We start from the raw sequence: 17,133 nt of genomic DNA on the forward strand, positions 1-17,133 counted from the left end.
CGACTGTACGTGACTCCGCCGGCGCCTCGTGATGAATCGGAGCCGAGTGACGAGGAGCCGATATCTGATGGCGGCGGCGAACTTCGCGATGCTGATCTTGCGCTTCTCGAGGATACCAAGCTGACGGATTTAGACGACGATGTGTTTGATCACGAAGCGCATATCGAAGTGCTTGAAGCGATCATTCACGATAACGAGCCGCCGTGGCAGATTGGCTTGTTCGGCACGTGGGGCTCCGGGAAATCGTCGATTGTTGAGCTTACCTTTGATCGAATCCGTCGTGGCCGGGCGAACGCGGTTGAACCAGCTCCTGAGACCGAGACCGACTCTAGGTTGACTCAGGACGACAACGACACAGAAGAGGGAGATGGTGCCGGCGAAGATACTGGGCTGACAGATTCAGACTCTGCTGCGGATGGTGACGTGGTACAGGACCCCGATACCGACGAAGAGCCGCAGGGTGATGGCGACGCTCCCGAATCCGAGGCAGCTGACGATGCGACGACTGGGGAAGACGAGGTAGACGAGGAAGGAGACGCTGGCTGGTGGGAGCGGATTCGGAGATTGGATCCACTGTACGGTATTCAGGAGGAGCGAGACGCAAAGTCAAGCGACGATGAGGAACCAGAGGGACAGGAGAGTCAGGAAAGTGGCGGGGATAGCAACAATGTACCGTCATATGATTTTCCGAATACGGCGTGTGTCCAACTTGATGCGTGGCGCCACGAGTCTGAGTCAATCAAGACTGGCCTAATCCTCGATTTGAATGAATCGTTGGCGGCGGATACATTCTGGCAGAATCATAATGCCCCGTCATCGCTACCTCCGACTGGGTGGCAAGCGACCGATAATCTGTATAATTGGATTGATTCAAAACGCCCCGATTTGACCGATACCGAGCGTGTGCCCTCTCAAGATGAGCTTCTCAACAGCAAGGATATTCTTCATACGCTGTATGATGTCGACGATTCCGATGAGCGTGGATTGCTCCAAACGATAACGGACACCACGCGATCATATCTCCATCAACTCATAATCATAATACCCGTAGTGGGAATCTTAGTTCTAGGTTTAGGTGGGCTCTACTGGATTCTCGACTCAATCTTAGGGGTTTCTGGGCTTGGTTCTCCCCAGATTGCTGCGGTGGGTATTGGAACACTGGTCGTGACTGCAATCGCGAAACAACTTGTTGGGGGCTCTTTCCCCGGGGCTGGTCCACTCGAGAACCCACGACAAAACTGGTCCGGCAGCTATGAGAAGATCTTCGACGAGGTTGTCAAGGCAGCTGAAGCAAACCACGAAGCCACCTATGGCGAGGAGTTAGACCAAATCGTCATCTCAGTCGATGATCTTGACCGGTGTGATAGCGAGACGGTCTATCGAACGCTGGTTGCGCTCAAGTCATTCATGGATCACGAGAAGTGCATCTATATCATTCCCTGCGACGACGAGGCGCTTTACAAGCACTTGTCGGATTCTGGAGGAGGGACATACCTGTCGGATGTGAATACCCAGCGTGATTTCCTGGCCAAATTTTTCCAGTCGCAGATTCCGATTCCACTACCAACCGACAAGCAGCTGGAGGCGTTTACTAAGCAAAAGCTGGATGAGCTGGATAGCTCCTCGAATCGTACGGTTGCAGACGATGCGATCGAGGAAATTGTGTCGCAAGCCCGGCTTCAGACACCCCGAAGAACGTTACAAATCATCAATCGAGTATATACGATGGTTGAGCTCGCTGAGAGAAGAGAGATTGAATCAGTCGACCCGCAGAGTGAGTTTGATATTCGGTTCCTCACGAAGCTTGAGATTATCCGTGAGGACTATCCAGAATTGTATACTGGAATTGAGGAAGGAATAATATCGCTTCCAGATATTGCCGGGCGCGGCCAAGACCCTATTCGATCAGAGATTATTCGGAAGCGGCTGGCACAGCAATTGTCTGATTCACATAATCTCGAGGAATTGAGTCGGTTCCTCGCTGAGACGCATGAGACGATCAAGCCAGTCGATCCGTTTGTCCGATTGATTGAAGACGCTGATGCGATGATTTCGCGCTTCGATGATGCGTTCCGAAAAGGGCATGTTGAATCCCTTTTGACACGACTGAAGCGTGCGAGCTATACTGGGGGTAGCAGCGGTGGCGACGATCTTAGCGCGAACACTGTAAACGGGGCGACACAAGCAGAGTATCTCATCAAAGTGGAGGATGCTCTGGATGAAGTGCAGACAGTACCGGAGCACTTCACTACTGCAGTACAAATTATTGATGGCTTTGATGATCTAAGACAAGAGGAGTTACTTGATACTCTGTGGCAAATAGTTGGAGATGAAGAGCTTGTCGCTGGCAAGGATGGAGATTCTGGGTTGTACCAGGCGCTACGAATGATTGAGTTTGGATCATTTGAGCCCCTCCTCGCTCAGCAAGACGATGCCACACTGATCACCACCCTCATCCACCGTTGTATGGAAGCAGAGCTCACCGCAGATCCTGTTGACGCTGCGGCTGTGAACACTCTCTTTGACGAAATTCGCGAGAATCAGACAGAGATTGACTCTGCCGATACGACAGAGTTGCGCGAGAAATTTGCCACAAATATACTACAAGCCAAAGATGACGGTCGTATATCAGAACAAGACTTTGTTGACCTAATTAATCAATCACAACGAGATGTTACCACGCTATATTCGGGAACACTTGCCCGGAATGTTGCATGAGTACTGATCAATCCACTCGGTCAATATATCTTATTCCCTGTCGGTCACCAGAAGCTCAAACTGGGTTTCAGAGAGCGTCGCTGGTCGGGAAATCTGTTGAAACCCTCGCCTCGATTGCTGAAGAGGAAGAGGGTACGTTTATCACACAATTAGGGGACACTCTCGAAGATGTGGATACGGTGCGTTTGTGGGGAGTCAAGCAATCCTATGCAAAGAGCAAGAAATTCACAGTTGGGGACTTGCTGCTATTTTACACTGGAAAGTTCGAATACGAGTTCGCTGCCATCGTGAAAGGTGGGGCACCAAGCCCCTCGGTTGCGGAATATCTGTATGAATCGAGTGATGATGGGGCCGCATCCGATTGGCACTATCACTTATTCCTGAGTCAACTCATACCAGTGAGTATCAGTGGTTCAACAATCCAGGAGCTCAATGAGGACCGTCAAAATTGGATTTACTCAATTCGGGAAATGACAGATGATGCCCAGGGAAGGATCAGGAAACAATATAATTCTCAGAAAGAATTCGTCAACGTACACTCTCTACTAGAATCGAGCTCTGCAGATCTCGTAACACAGCTATTCGGACATATTCCGCCAGCTGAGAGTGATTCTGACCCTATCTTCGATATATATCAGGATTCAGATGGGGGAGGTACAGACTCTCCTGTTGAGCCGGGCAATACGGATGGAAGAAGTGCTGACGCAGAGAAAACTCAACCAGGACCAACTAAAGAAGGCCGTGAAGTCACATCGGATACGACTGAATATACTGAAACTGGGTTTAGTCAGGCGAATATGCCACGGGGTGAAGATGGGCTAGTTCCCGTCATTCCGCGATGGGTACCAGACGTTCTTAGAGAGCTGATGAAGACCGGGGAAGTGTTTTTAAGCGGTCTAGGGGAGAATGGGGTGACCGAGCTGGAGAGACAAATCAACCGATTGGAAAGGCATTCAGATGCGGGCATCCCGTCTCAAGATCAGTTATCCATACATAAAGTACGTTTACCAGATGGTTGCGGGATCTACGATCTTTTCGGGGAACGATCGAATGGCAAGCCAGGACCGGTGAAAGCAGTTTGCAATTTGGCACATGCTGAGTATCTACAGAGAGACAAAGATGATGAAGATGGATTGGGGGCCCCATTGCACATATTGATACTATATAACTACCAAGGCCAGTCCGCGGAGGAATTATTCGGGGATCTTACATCTCCGCTATCGCTCCGAGCTCGGCATAACTGGGTAGGGAACTCATCCCCAGTGATTAAAGGAATAACAGTAGCGGACCAGCCAACGACCATTTCACTCAGCCCTAATTTGGCAATCGCGATCGTGGATGGAAGCGGACAGAGTGATAACGCGGCTCCTGGATTCCCATTCAAGACACTCAGGGTTTCACCAGACTTGGACCAGTTTGATGCATTCGTTTCTGAGAAAGATCCTGAATTTGTGTCCCCAGACATCTTACCTGATATTGATGGAGAAAAGAGTTTGATACAACCAACCAAAGGTGCATTACAAACACTGAATAATTGGATAGATAGGCAGCCATCTTACACTACGGGGGATCGACTTAGCCCGGAGCCATTCATTGACGCTCTAATCGGTCAATTCCGCGGCGCAATTTTCCGACAAGAAAAGCTGGATGAAGAAGGGTCCAGAAATGCCAACAAGACAGAATTCTCTTCGGAGGTTATTAAACAAGAATTGCTTGATCAGTGGCAGGACCTAATCATGTCACAGATACCAAGATATCTCGCTGAGATACCGGATGAGGCGACTCCCGGTGAGATTGCCGCGTTAGACGCATTCACACTGCTCCCGGTTGATGATGACAAGCTTGAACAGGCCGTTCAAAATCTCGCAGAGATGGAGCAACCTCTATAGCCACCACATCATCCGCTCGGAGTTACTCTCGTAGTCGTTGCCCGCTGACTCCGCGCATTCCTGCAAGTCCTGAATAAGGAAGTGGTCCGGATCTGCGACTGTAAGCCGGAATTTTTCATTCGCGTCGTATCTAACGACGAGAATTTTACCATTGAGATTCTCGGTATCAACCTCCGAAGGAAGGTTTATTCGACACATCCCATCATGGGGGTAGACTGTTTTTTCTCCGCCAGTGTGAAACTCGATCTTGTGCTTTTTCTCTGAATTCTTATACTCACTATCCTCTCGCGTAAAGTAGGGCATATGGTCTAAGCTGACGCTGATCTGTGTTCCCTGCCCGCCTGATTGATATCCAATCTCGGCGAGATAGTACGTCGCATTCTCCAGACTGGTCTCTCCGAGCTTGGCTGCAGACGCATCAATTTGAGTCGCTATCTCTTGGATTTTCCCAAATGTGTCACCGTGTGCATTTGTTTGTAGGTTTGAAAGCTGAATCCCATTTGGGGCCATCTGTTCCGTCCGCGGCACATCCTGATACGTCGTAATGTTGTACTTGATCAGATTTTCCAACTCATCAGTGTCACCAGCAAATAGCGGTGCTTGTGAGTAGGGTGATTCCGTATCGGGGATTTCCGAGAAAGACACAATCGACATTGGTCCACTGTATTGCAGGTATTGTGGATCATCTTCATCCAGTATCACCGCCGGAAAGTACGTTGTTACGTTGGAGTCAAGCTTGTCAATTTCTCGCTGCGTTTCCTCAATATTGACATTCCCGCCCAGACAGATGAGAGAAACGTCATGCTCCGTTGCCTCAGAAAGCCATGACCCTTCCTGTACACTGGATTCAGTAAGAAGCTGAAAACGCGCCATTTACTCAGCCGTGTCCTCGTGGTGGCTAAAATCCACCTCCTCATTTGCTACAGAATAGCTACTAAATCGACTGCGAAGCTGCCGACGGATCGTCGCTGCCACCGCACCCGCATCAGTCAGAATTAGCTCCCCGGTGGTCGTACTGATGTCCAACCCATCGTGATCGTTCACTACGAGCATCGCGTGCGGTTGGCTCCCAACACCGTACCACTCCCCGTCGACATCGTGGACTAACGAATCATCTGCGCGCATGTAGGCGACGTACTCAAGCGCCTCGCGAATCCCACGACGAATCGTCTGTTCACCCGCCTCTCCGGGCGACTGATACTTCGCTTCGATCATGAGCGACCGGTCACCGTCGATCTGCCCGTCTCGCTCAACAGCCACAAGCACATCGGGTCGGTTGGTCGTGACCCGTCCCCCAAGGCCAATCTCGGTCGCAGTATCGGCGTACCGACGCTCAACCGATTCGCGTCGGGTCAGATCCGTGGCATCGTCGGTTCCGCTCATGAACGAGAGCCCCGCATCGGTGCCGGCTTGTTCGTAGTAGATACGAACAGTTGTGTCATCACTGAGCTCGAAGGCAGCGACAGCATTGCGGTCACTGTCGATTGGGCGGAGCTGTGGCGCCTGCTCAAACACCGTGGCACAGGCATCAATGACGGTGTAGAGGACATACAGCTCAAACACGCCACTGAGCCGGCGGTGGGGGTCGCTCGCATTCCCAATCGGGACTAACAGCGTTTCCTGCAACAGTGTGGCCAGCCGGTCGCGGTCCGGGGTCGAGCCCGTGATTGATTGATACAGTGTGTAGCGGTCGGCGGCCGACCGGTAGAGCGTGTGCCGGGAATTGGCGGCCGTTGCGAGCATGCTCGCAGTTGGCTCATCGGGCTCGGGCTCGCGAATGCGCATGAGATTCGGCTGCTGGGCGACGACTTGTTGGGTTCGCGTCAGGACATCATCGGCCCACTGTGTGCCCCAGTCATACGTACTGAGCTCAGTCTCCCACTCGTCGAGCCCGCGGCGAAGCAGCTCCGTCGTCGCTCGCAACACGAGATTCTCGGGCAGATCGTAGTCTTCGCGCCGCGACCGCGTGACGAACAGCGTCCGATCGTTGGGATTGGTGGCGTATCGCTGGCGCATGGTCCGTTCCCAGTCAATCTGTTCGGAGACTTCCGACCGGACCAGCTGTCGTTCAGTCTTTGTGCCGGTGCGAAGCGCGCGGAGTCGCTGTGGCAAGGCGGCTGCAAACTCGCGTGTCTCCTCGTGCAGGAGGAAATGCAGCATGAGGAGCTCGTCAAAGCCGGTGACTCGCTCACCGAAGGCGGCGTCAGCCAGCGTATCGGCTGCCACATCCGGGTTGAGCTGGCCATTCATCGCATACAGCTCGAGATGGCCGGCGACCGATGCTACCAGCGACTCCCCATCCATGGATTAGCGGAATTGCTCGCGGGCGCCGGCCCGGATCGTTTCAGCATCGATATGCGATGCGCCAGCCAGCTCGTCGATCACGGGCGTCCGCTTCGTCTCAAGCATCCCCTCGAGTTGCGGGAAGACATAGCCAACGACGGCATCTGCCACGGCTCGCTCTGTCGTCGCTTTCGTGTTGTGTGGGAGTCGTTGGACGTAGCCGAGCATGTCCTTCGCGATGGCCGGGCCAAGGCTGCGGGCGCTTTCAGAGCCGTTCATGATCCGCCAGGCCTGGAGGACGCCCGTTGCGGCGGCCCCCTCGGCAGCAAGCTCGATATCGGTCCAGCCGTCGAGATACCCATCGAGGAATTCGGCGGGGGTTGGCTCTGTCTCGTCGGCGTCGGGAATCGGCGGCGCATCCACGCGAATGAACGTGAAGCGGCGCATGAACGCGTAACTCATGTCGAACAGCGATGTCTTATCATAGCTGTTCATCGTGGCCAACAGCCGCCAGGATGACGGGACGACATACTCGCTGAGTGCACCTTCCGAGTGTGCATCCCCCGGCTCGGGCGCATCGGCCTCGGTGGCCGGCCGGACCGTAATCTCCTCTTCCTGGGCATTTTCGTACGGGAGGGTCACTCGTTGGCCCGAAAGCACGGTAAACAGCTGGCCAAACGCCTTGTCAATATCTGCGCGATTGATTTCATCAATCACCATCAGATCATTCCGTTGCTGGCCTTGCTGCATCCACCGCCGTAGCAGTTGGCCGGGCCGGAACGCAAGTTCCTGGTCGGATTGCTCATCGCGTTCGGGCATGTAGCCGCCGACCGTCTCGAATGTCGACCAGTCGGCTGTGGCCGTCGTCAGATGCGTTCCCGTGTAGGGCGAATCATCGGCGCCGTGGAGCTGGGCGGCCGCCTGTTCAGCAAGTTCGGTTTTGCCGGTACCCGGCGGCCCGGTGAAGATGATGTGATTGCCGGAATTAAGCGCGGCTTCGACTTTCTGGAGGAGGGATGCTGTTGTCTCCCGCATCGTCGCCGGGAAGTGCAGCGTGTCAATCCCATCGGGCTCGAGCGTGGCAGTCAGCTCGGTTGTCGGATCGACGATGGAGTCATCGACACTCTCGGGGCCATACGTATTGTAGCGCGTGAATGTCTCTGCCACCGCATCGATGTGGGCGCGAATTGCCGGCAAGCGAATGGGGCGGGACGCCCAGCCACGTGTCTCCAGCTCGCGGTACTGGCGGCGCCGGGAGTCAACGGCATTGTTGCCCACATCAAGCCCGTAGCGAACCGTGTCGGGTTTGATTGCCAGCGAGATTTGGAAATGGTCGTCGGGGCCGGTGCCGGGCTCATCGGGAATGATGGTAATCCGCGCCAGTTGCTTCAGATTCGTCGGACCGCGGCGGAAGTCCTGAATCTCGGTCCGGAGGCTATCGCCCCCGACGGCCGACTCGAGGACAGTCGCCAGCATGCGCAGATGGTGTTTGATCCGCGGGGCAAGCAGGGTGTAGTAGACGCCACCCAGAATGGTGTACGGCCGCCAGGAGGTTTTCCCGGTGGTATCGCTTCCGAAATCGCGGAGCGTGGCTTCGTATTTCTTCTCGCTCAGCCGGCCGCTTAGGTGTGCATTCACCAGCTCCTGGCGTACCGTCGTCAGTGTTTGCTGGTCGTCATCGTCGCCCCGGTAGTGGTCGATGAGCCCATCGGGCAGCTCCCCCATTGCCGCTTTGAAGATGGATACCTCGTTGCGTTTGTCTCGCTCGGGTTCGACATCCAGGATACGAAGGTGGCGGGCCGTATCCCAGAGATAGTTGAGGAGGTATTCGTGGGTGGTGTCCGGAAAGGTGCCAAGCCCCATCTCGCGGGCAAGCGCCGCAATCAGATCCGGATCGATATCGATCGGGTCGTCGTCGCTGGTGGCGGTATCCAGGATCTGGAATTCTTCCTCAAGCGCGACGGCGATATCCGATGTCCAGGTATCGAAGGCGGCCGTGAGCTCCTCATCGGTCAGATCGAGCTCTTCGACATGGCCGGTGATGTCTCCCTCTCGGTAGGGCCCCCAATCACAGAAGTATTCGAGAAGCGCTTCGGCCGCCGGCGCGTACTCATCGCCCGTTGGCGTGGCGGCAAGGTCGCCAAACTGGGTGAGTGCGCTATGGATTGCTGAGAGATTGAATTCGTAGTCGCCAGATTCGACCAGGGGTTGGCGTTCGCTCGGCTCCGGGCGCGTGAACGGCTTGCGGGCTTGGGTTTGGACACGTTCAACGAGCTTGGGGAGTTGCTCCTCGTCGCAAAGCTCGGTGACGGTGTGGCGCCAGTCGACATAATTGTCCAGCAGATCGTTGACGTCGCTGACGGGGACGGCGCGGCTTTCGGGGAGGATATAGTGCCAGTCGACATCGATCGTATTCTCGGCGGCGCCGTCGTAGTGTTTCTGGGCATCGGTATCGACGACGCGGGGTTCATCAGAGCGAACCGTGCCGTAGGCGATGAGTGTTGCTGTGCGGCTGTGGTGTGCGAAGATGGCGTCACCACTGCGTGGTTTGTCGGCCTGATCGTAGTAATCCGCGCTATAGGTGACCGCCTCACCGGCGTGGAGGGGGCGTGCACCGCGGTCCGGGCGAGGATTGTCTTCAGTGTCGTTTACGTTGATTCGCCAGACAGCCATCGGTTATCAATGTGACAGCACCGACTGGTATAGGTGTTCGGCCGGTCGGATATCATCCCCCCACCAGCAGTGGCGACCCGCTCGAATGCTCCAACACGAACGGACCCCCGTGTGGGGCAAAATCGGATTCGCCTGCCTCAGACGTCCTCCGTCGGCAGGGCATAATATTAGGTGGCCACATGTGGGGAAGGGCGTAGAGATAGCAAGGCGGTGGTGGGCAGTCACACCGCCGTGAAGTGGGCGCGCGGATTTTGCTATCGGTCAAGATACCCTGAATACGGGAGAATTGAGAGCCATACCCCTCGAATCGACATAACACTAATTACTTCTCACCCACTCATACCAAATGTATGACAGTCTCTTGGATAAAAATAACCGCGTTTGGGTCACTGCTCACAATCCTTGCCGCGGCTCCGTTCCTGCTCGGAATGGGAAGTGTGCTGTCTAACGCGAGTGTACAGGGCGCAGATGTTGAGGGTGTGTATCGGGTAATGAATCTTGCAGTGGGCGCGCTCAAGACGTTGGTTCCACTCACCGCTGTGGGGGCCCTTGTTCTCGCCTTTTTTCAATTTGCAGGGGGGATGGCATAGATGTCAGACTGGGACGACGCGGATGACTTGGCGACTGTCGTAGCCGTCTTACTCGCGGGTGGCCCGCTTATCTATCTAACTCGGAATACTGGCGAATTGTCTTTCTCTGAAGCATGGGCGGTGGGTGAGTATGTGATTCGGACAGTTGCGGTCCCCGCCTTCGGTTTGATTATCTTATGCTGGGTTCTTCTCAAGGCGGTACCGCTCATAGACACCTTCGCAGACTGGTAATAGTGAGTAAAACTGGGTTTAGTTCCACTTTCACCGAGGTTGGCTAGTTGTTAAACAAGAGTGGTTTGAATCATTATCTGCAATGAGTATCAAAGTAGAGTGGTACGATAGCAGTGGAACTTCCCACAGTCAGGAGTGTGAGTACATAGATGAAGGCGAGAATGGTATCTTTTTATACCAAAATCCAGGAGCTGACCAAATCGGATATGTACCGTACGATAATTTGGAACACGTAATCCCCTCTGAATAGGACTAAAGCCGCTTCTTTTGTGCAGGAATACCTACCCCTACTATGCGCGAGTAGGGACCCGTCTACTCTGTAATCTTGACGGGGGACCCTTGGGTGTGGTATCGGTCGGATTCGAGTGGCGCGCGAGATGTGGCGAAGCGCCTACGTATCCGATTGATAGAGTAGTTTGGCGCGGTCGATCCCGACTGTCGGGTAAAACGCCCGAATCTGTGTAGACAATTGGCTACACAATACAGTTACTCTCCTAGAATAGACGACGAAGGATGTCTAACAGGGTTTGATACTCGGTAAAATCGAGTGTATTGTTAACATTCAATCGAGGTCAATGGTCTCTTGGAAAAACTGAGCCGCTTCCTGACGGGCGTCTTTGTCTACCTGCTGATGATCCTCGAAGATAGACTCCTGTTCAGCAATAGGATCGTGAAATGTTGAAGCAGGCTGGCCAGCCGGCGGCTGCGGGCTCAGTTGCTCGGAGCTTGAAGCGATGAGTTTGACCCGGTACTGGAATCTGAATCTACACCAGCTGTGTTGATTTGGCGGTCGCAGGCATCGCCTCCGTCGTTTCGGCGAAGGGCGGACTCCGGGGGCGAGGAGTTATCATTGCGGCCGGTGCCGGGTGGGTCCTTGCAAACATGATCATGACCGCTCTCAACCCCCCGATCTGACGACGCTGGCTCGGCTTGTCGGTTGTCGCTATCCTGCCCCCACGACTGCTGGAGGCATGACGGTGTCACATGTCGGTGGACACGCCCAGCTGGTCGCTGTCGCTGCTACCCGACGCGAACACAGATCGTTGCGGGATTGCGCGTCGGTGGGGGCCGCCCACGGGCAGGAGCTGCTGTCACGGCTGTTTGGACAGTCTCCTGCCGGGTGTCCCGGAATGAATCCAGTGATGGAGGCGACGCTGTCTCGGGCTCGCTCACTCCGTCTGTCTCCACAGCCAGCCGTGGCTCGTATGTCTGATACCCGCCACTCGCAGCCGACTGTACCACGCCGCGGTCGCGAAGCGCCGCCACCTGCCGATTCCACGTGTTCGGGTGCATGTCGAGTCGCGCCAGAATATCCTGCCGGCCGGCCTCCTGTTCGATGAGGAGTGACTGCAGAATGCGGCCTGCCGAGTCGGGAAGCTCCGGACACACCCGCGAGGCCGGCAGCCGCGCAAGCGCCTGGTCGATTGCCCGCCGCGTGAGTCGCTCCTCGCCGTGTGACTCGGGCAGCCGCGTGACGATATCCGCCAGCAAATGCGGATCAAGCCGGCCGTCGGCCGGGGCACACACCCGCCGACATCGGTCCAGCAGCCGTCTGCACCGCTTGGATGGCGTGGCCGCCCCATTCTTGCCGTCGGGTGTCTCGATGGTGTAGCCACGCGCACGGGCGCCAGCAGCCAGCTGCCGCGCCAATCGCGCGGGCGTCGCCGCATCCGTGAGCGTCAGCTCGAGTGGCGGCTCGACGGGCTCGCCATCCCCGTCGGTGCGCAGCCGTCGGTGTTCCCGCCGAATGGCGCGGCCAATCGGCGCCTGCAGCTCGCTCATGTCCGGGCCGGAGATGACCCAGTTGGTCGTCAGCTCAGCCGTCGTATTCGATTCAATCGCGGGCGGCAAGCGGCGTCTGAGTTTCTCGATCCCCCAGTCGAAGGCGTCGGGATCAGCAACTTGCCGCAGCCAGCTGTGCCACCCCGTCTCCGACGCGTAGACGGCGTGTTTCGGAATCGTATGCTGCCAGAAGGCGAGGAAGTCACGCCGGTAATACTGATCGTCGCGAATCTGGGCGGCCTGCGGGACGCGCACGTTGATGATTGGCTCGTAGCCCGCCGCATACAACAGACTCGTCATGCTCGTGATGAGCCCGTGCAGCCGGCGGAAACAGGCGGCTCGCTCCGCCGGGTCACCACGCTGGCCATGCGGGCCCGTCAGCCGGCCCACGTCTGCGAGGAGCTGCGCCCGAAGCGTCTGCCACCGGTCGAGCGTTCCCTCACGGGCCGTTGGCTCCTCGCCCGTCCACCCGACTTGCAGGCCGTTCACGAGCATCTGCCGGGCCGAGACATCCAGCGTGCGCTCGTCGAGTGGCGCGTCAAACGATTCAAACAGCTCGCCAAAGTCGCTGCCAACGTGGGTGGCGTCCAGACACCGCGCCATCACACGGGGCGAACATACACTCGCCGCGATGCGACCCAGGGTGGCCAAGGGATCAAGCGCGTATTGGACCATCACGAGGAGCTCATCACCGACGGCCTGTGACACGTACCCCACCCGACTGTCGCCCTTTGTGGCCTGGTGCCAGTCGGTGACCGGCGAATCAACCACCGCGATGTCCGTCTCGCCCGTCAGGGGCGCCGTCGTCCGTCGATGTAAGGGCTCTGCTGCCGTTTCCGGTGTCTCCCCACCCAGCCACCGGGTCCACTCGCCCGTCTTATCGGGGTCGCCCGTCCGTGCCAGCGCCGCTTCACTGGCTGGCCCATCGACCACCCCAGCTCCACTGCGGCGCAGGCCCACTGTACTGGGGGAACCGTTGTGGGTATCGGTACACTGGCTGGCCAACTGCTGTTGGGCGGGGTCCCGCACCGTCTCCCCACCCGGACTGACGTACTCACTGGCGGCCACGCCAGCTGGCGTGAGCGACAGCTCGGATGGCGTCGCCGGGCTCGTGTGGCGATGATACTCGACAAGCCCCGCATCGGCCAGCCGCCGCGCGTACACGTACAGCGACGCATCTGCGACCGTCACAGTCGGCGCCTCGGCCAACGACGGCAGTGATAAGCGGTGGTCCGGGGCCTCGGCAAGTGCCGCGACTAGCTGCGCCGGGCCCGTGTCGCCGGTGGCCTGGGTGGCCCACTCCCGGGCCGTCGTGATGGCCGCCTCATCGTGGCCACCCTCGGGGGACCCATCGCGACCAGCTGTTAGGTCACTGCCTGGGAGCTCACGACACTCATGCGTGGCGAGCCACTCGCTGTGGCGGGCCTGCAACCACTGCCGCGTCGCCGTCGATGCGACGATAACTTCGACTCGACAGGCCTCGGCGACTGTACTTAGGGCAGCCAGCGACCGCGCGGCCGTCTCACGCCGGACATCGGTCCAGTCGCCCGCAAACTCCACACGAACCGTGGGGGTGTACGAGGCCTGCGCGAACACCGCAACCGGCCCCGTCGCAAGTGTCTCGCGCCAGTCGGATTCGAAGCGAACCCCGCCGGGCGTCCCGAGCTGGGTGAGCTGGCGGCGCAGTTGCTGTTCATACTGTGGCGGGCCATCAGCCGAGGCCGTCGGGCCAAACCGCGTCGCGTACCGCGCCAGCCGGTCGGCGTAGATGCCACCCTGGGCCGTAATCCCGGCCTCGCGCAGCTGATCGAGAAACTGGGCGGGAATCCGGCCACTCTGGCTCGCGCCAAGATCGTACTTCGTGAGCTCGGCATCGACGATACCGGCCAACGTATCCAAGCTATCTTCGAGCATCGATGGCAGCCACTCGGAGAGCCGGGGCCGACACTCCCAGACGTGATCAGCTGGGCGGGCGTCGGCCGGTCGCACGCAGTCGAGCCCCGGGGCGACCATTACTCGCTGGCCTCCTCGCCGGTGGGGCGAATCGAGACACTTGCTGGGTCAACGGCTGCCAGTCGGCCTGCCAGGCCACGCCGATGCGGCTGGTCGTGTTTGGCGGGCCGGGTCGCTGGCGTATCGAACGTGGTGTCACACGCATAGCAGCGATACCGGTCGCTCGGCGTGTCGCTCGCGGGCTTGCCCCACGTGCCGGTCCGGGCGTGAATGTCCGTCCCGTCACAGGCGGGACAACACGTCAGCTCCCGGGGGGTGTCGTCGGCTGTCATTGGGGATTAGCTGGCCCGGACGCGGGCCGCGACTGTGGGTGGGCTCACGAGTCGGCTGCGTCATCGCGGGTGGCCTCGCTGGGGTGCTCCAGCGTCGTGTACCGAATCAGGAAGCTGGCCTCCTGGGCCAGAATCTCGTGGCCGGCGTCGGTCAGCCGGTACTGATTCGTCCGGCCATCCAGGGGCCGTTTCTCGACATAGCCCGCCTCGACGAGTGAATCCAGATTCTGGTAGATACGCGCGTGGCCGAGTGAGCCGTACTGTGTCTCCAGTTGTGTCTGGATGGCGGTGCCTTTCGCCGGCGTGTCGGCGACGGTCGCGAGGAGATGCAGTTGGAAGCGCGTCAGCTCTGTGTCGGCAGGCGCAGTCATTGGTGACCGCCTCCGGTGGTGGGGATCTGGCATGCGGTCGAGCGTAGCTGATGGCCTGGCTTGAGACTCAGTCGCTCGCTTCCCGGTTTCCGGATTGGGGTTGGTGTGCGGGCGGAACGCCTATCGGGGTGGGTGAACTGGGTGTACATGTCTCGGGTAGAGACCCCACGACGCGGCCGTGTTGGCGCACGGTCGCACCCTTTTCGTGGGCGCGCAATCCGCGTCTGAGAGTCACGACTGTTTCTATACAGCGAGGGTACTTAGTTATTTGCTGTACAGAAACAATACTGGCTCAGCGATTCTCCCTAGCAACTATGACGCAGGATAGGAAATATGAACGTAGATGCCAACGTCTGGGCCTGATAGAGAAGTAACTGATGAGCGTGTACTGTTAGAATTCATTCTGACAGCAGATCCAGCTATGTTCGCCAGCGAAGTAGCAGACAATCTCCCAGTGAGTCGGCAGAGAGTGACGACACTCCTAGACGATATGGAGAATGATGATGGGTGGGTTACATCTAAACATGCTTCGGGCCGTAGACTCTGGTGGCTGACTCCAACAGGCCGTAAGCAGGCAGCTGAGGAGTTACGCATGCGCTTGGACTAGTCCGGGCAAGAGGGAACCCACCATGCCTTTCCACTTCCCAGCCGTTTCGACTTGACTAATCCTTGAGATTCCATCCGGGCCAATCGTTGGTTTACTCTAGTACTCGTGAGGGGGATGTTTTCAGATAATTCAGTATTACTTACTACAGGATCTGGGTGATCCTTTACTGCTTGAAGCAATTCTCCATCTGTCACTTTTTGACCGTTATTGGCGGCTCCCATACCCACACTAATGTTTCTGTATGGAAAGCATTTATGGGTGTTGCGCTATAACAAATGAAATGAGAACGCGGTCGCTACGAAGCGAGTTAGCCCAGAATCGAAGGGTGTCACTCCGGTGTTCCAGCACCGAAGCGACCGGGTTTTCAACAGGTGAAACCCATGAGCAAATCACAGCCAGCCGGACAAGAACGTACCGGCCACGATGCGACCGTATCGACGACCAACCGCGACCCGGATGTCGGCCACCGACCGCCGTACTTCCGTCTGGGCCGAACCAACGGCCGCGATTACCTCGCGGACCTACGCACGCGCACGGTCCACGTAATCAACCCCGACGGCACCCGTCACCATCGCTACCATCTTAACGGCAAGTCGCTGGACGAATTCATGGAAGCCGTTGCATCGGCCCACGGCTGGGAGCGTCGCTCCTACGGTGGCGGCATCAAGGGCCTCATCGAGCGAGGGATGGACGCATGAGCGACGAGGACGCTGCAGATGGCAAAGAGGTAGCCGACGCCGGAGCCCGTGCGGGTGACAGCAACCCGGAAAGTGAAGCGAACGACACAGAGGAGGAATCGCCCATCCACTACGAGAGCCCCATCTCAGTCACGTACGTAACGGAGACGCACGATGTCCGGCGGATGCGCTTTGAGAAACTCGAGGATGGCTACATCCGGATCGAAGAGGAGTGGACCGGCTGCAAGTGGCATGTCACCGGCGAGGAGCATGTGTCCAGTGTTGCGGTGAACGACCGGCGTGAGCCGCTAGAGCCGCAGGGGACGCGAGTGTTCCGCGGGCCGTAGTCAACGAACACCGGGACATCGTCGCTCGCCAATTAGACAGTCTGAATTGCAGTGTCTGCTGATTCTGCTAATTCCCCAGCTGATTCAAACAGCTCCTCATACTGGCTTTGCTCGATTTCCTGCTGGTTCGCGATAGCTAAGCAGGATGCGGTTGTCTCCAATAGCTTGTCCCGCACATCAATGATAGCCTCTTCGTCGTGTGTACCGGGAATGGATGCCCATTGAAGCTTGAGCTGCTTGTAGTACGACTGGAATTCGTCCGTCGCAGTTTCAATGAACGCAGGGATTAGCTCCTCTCGTCTATTTCGAACGTCGCCCATAATTTGCTCTTCTGCAGAGTCGTCTTCAGCGAGCGCATGCTCAACCGCATCGAGGAGTTCTTGATCAAGATTGAGAGATTCACCCATCTCGATCAGATTATCAAACTCTTCCGGCGGCGGCGCTTGCTCGTTGAATCTCTCCTGCATGGCCTCATGTGACATTGCAGCAATCTGAATCTCTCTGGCCAATGTGACGACTTCACCGAGCCACGCTTTGATTTCCTCTTGTTCCTCTCGTCGCTCGCGATGGATTCGTTGTAGCTCCTCTTTCCCAAACGTCGCCACCACACTGAGGATGACAGCTGCGATGGCAGTTGGGATATCGATTACTGGGAAGCTAACCATGCTACAGCGTATCGG

Annotated in this window: 13 protein-coding genes; 5 read left to right on the plus strand and 8 right to left on the minus strand. The window is 57.2% G+C overall.

The genetic code is table 11. The features are described from left to right. Nucleotides 1-9 precede the first annotated feature (9 nt). Together DM818_RS13840 and DM818_RS13845 are read left to right on the plus strand one after the other, a co-directional pair. Complete coding sequence (locus DM818_RS13840) at nucleotides 10-2,718, plus strand: P-loop NTPase fold protein (RefSeq protein WP_153952808.1); 2,709 nt, start codon at nucleotides 10-12, stop codon at nucleotides 2,716-2,718. Further along, nucleotides 2,715-4,607, plus strand: a complete 1,893-nt coding sequence (locus tag DM818_RS13845; RefSeq protein ID WP_153952809.1) for a hypothetical protein — start codon at nucleotides 2,715-2,717, stop codon at nucleotides 4,605-4,607. Before DM818_RS13840 ends, DM818_RS13845 begins: the two co-directional genes overlap by 4 nt. Here DM818_RS13845 and DM818_RS13850 read toward each other — a convergent pair. From DM818_RS13850 to DM818_RS13860, 3 genes are read right to left on the minus strand one after another with little or no spacing between them, the layout of a single operon-like run. Beyond that, nucleotides 4,602-5,480, minus strand: coding sequence for a hypothetical protein (locus DM818_RS13850; RefSeq protein ID WP_153952810.1), 879 nt, complete (start codon nucleotides 5,478-5,480; stop codon nucleotides 4,602-4,604). The two genes, DM818_RS13845 and DM818_RS13850, sit on opposite strands and share 6 nt — an antisense overlap. Then, the gene (locus DM818_RS13855; RefSeq protein WP_153952811.1) at nucleotides 5,481-6,911 is read right to left on the minus strand and encodes a hypothetical protein; all 1,431 of its coding nucleotides are present in this window, start codon (nucleotides 6,909-6,911) and stop codon (nucleotides 5,481-5,483) included. Nucleotides 6,912-6,914: 3 nt separating this feature from the next. Next, a complete protein-coding gene (locus tag DM818_RS13860; protein ID WP_153952812.1) occupies nucleotides 6,915-9,563 on the minus strand; it encodes an AAA family ATPase in 2,649 nt (882 codons plus the stop codon). A 350-nt stretch (nucleotides 9,564-9,913) separates the two neighbouring features. Between DM818_RS13860 and DM818_RS13865 the strand changes: the two genes are divergently transcribed. Next, complete coding sequence (locus DM818_RS13865) at nucleotides 9,914-10,153, plus strand: hypothetical protein (RefSeq protein ID WP_153952813.1); 240 nt, start codon at nucleotides 9,914-9,916, stop codon at nucleotides 10,151-10,153. A gap of 1,251 nt (nucleotides 10,154-11,404) precedes the next feature. Here DM818_RS13865 and DM818_RS13870 read toward each other — a convergent pair. From DM818_RS13870 to DM818_RS15415, 4 genes are all read right to left on the minus strand, one after another. Continuing rightward, nucleotides 11,405-14,179 carry a hypothetical protein gene (locus DM818_RS13870; protein ID WP_153952814.1) on the minus strand — a complete coding sequence of 925 codons (2,775 nt, stop codon included), beginning with the start codon at nucleotides 14,177-14,179 and terminating at the stop codon, nucleotides 11,405-11,407. Beyond that, complete coding sequence (locus DM818_RS13875; protein ID WP_153952815.1) at nucleotides 14,179-14,451, minus strand: hypothetical protein; 273 nt, start codon at nucleotides 14,449-14,451, stop codon at nucleotides 14,179-14,181. The genes DM818_RS13870 and DM818_RS13875 overlap by 1 nt, the downstream gene beginning before the upstream one ends. Before the next feature lie 44 nt (nucleotides 14,452-14,495). After that, nucleotides 14,496-14,822: a PadR family transcriptional regulator gene (locus DM818_RS13880; RefSeq protein ID WP_153952816.1), complete on the minus strand. Its 327-nt coding sequence runs from the start codon at nucleotides 14,820-14,822 to the stop codon at nucleotides 14,496-14,498. Nucleotides 14,823-15,425: 603 nt separating this feature from the next. Then, nucleotides 15,426-15,650, minus strand: coding sequence for a winged helix-turn-helix domain-containing protein (locus tag DM818_RS15415; protein ID WP_153952817.1), 225 nt, complete (start codon nucleotides 15,648-15,650; stop codon nucleotides 15,426-15,428). A gap of 159 nt (nucleotides 15,651-15,809) precedes the next feature. Between DM818_RS15415 and DM818_RS13890 the strand changes: the two genes are divergently transcribed. Further along, entirely contained in the window at nucleotides 15,810-16,127 is a 318-nt protein-coding gene (locus DM818_RS13890) for a hypothetical protein (protein ID WP_153952818.1), read from the plus strand. Next, nucleotides 16,124-16,453 carry a hypothetical protein gene (locus tag DM818_RS13895; RefSeq protein ID WP_153952819.1) on the plus strand — a complete coding sequence of 110 codons (330 nt, stop codon included), beginning with the start codon at nucleotides 16,124-16,126 and terminating at the stop codon, nucleotides 16,451-16,453. Before DM818_RS13890 ends, DM818_RS13895 begins: the two co-directional genes overlap by 4 nt. 32 nt (nucleotides 16,454-16,485) lie before the next feature. On the opposite strand, the gene DM818_RS13900 is transcribed toward DM818_RS13895, so the two are convergent. Continuing rightward, nucleotides 16,486-17,118, minus strand: a complete 633-nt coding sequence (locus DM818_RS13900) for a hypothetical protein (RefSeq protein WP_153952820.1) — start codon at nucleotides 17,116-17,118, stop codon at nucleotides 16,486-16,488. Between the last annotated feature and the right edge of the window lie 15 nt (nucleotides 17,119-17,133).

Source organism: Halosegnis longus (genome assembly GCF_009663395.1).
Taxonomy (GTDB): Archaea; Halobacteriota; Halobacteria; order Halobacteriales; family Haloarculaceae; genus Halosegnis; species Halosegnis longus.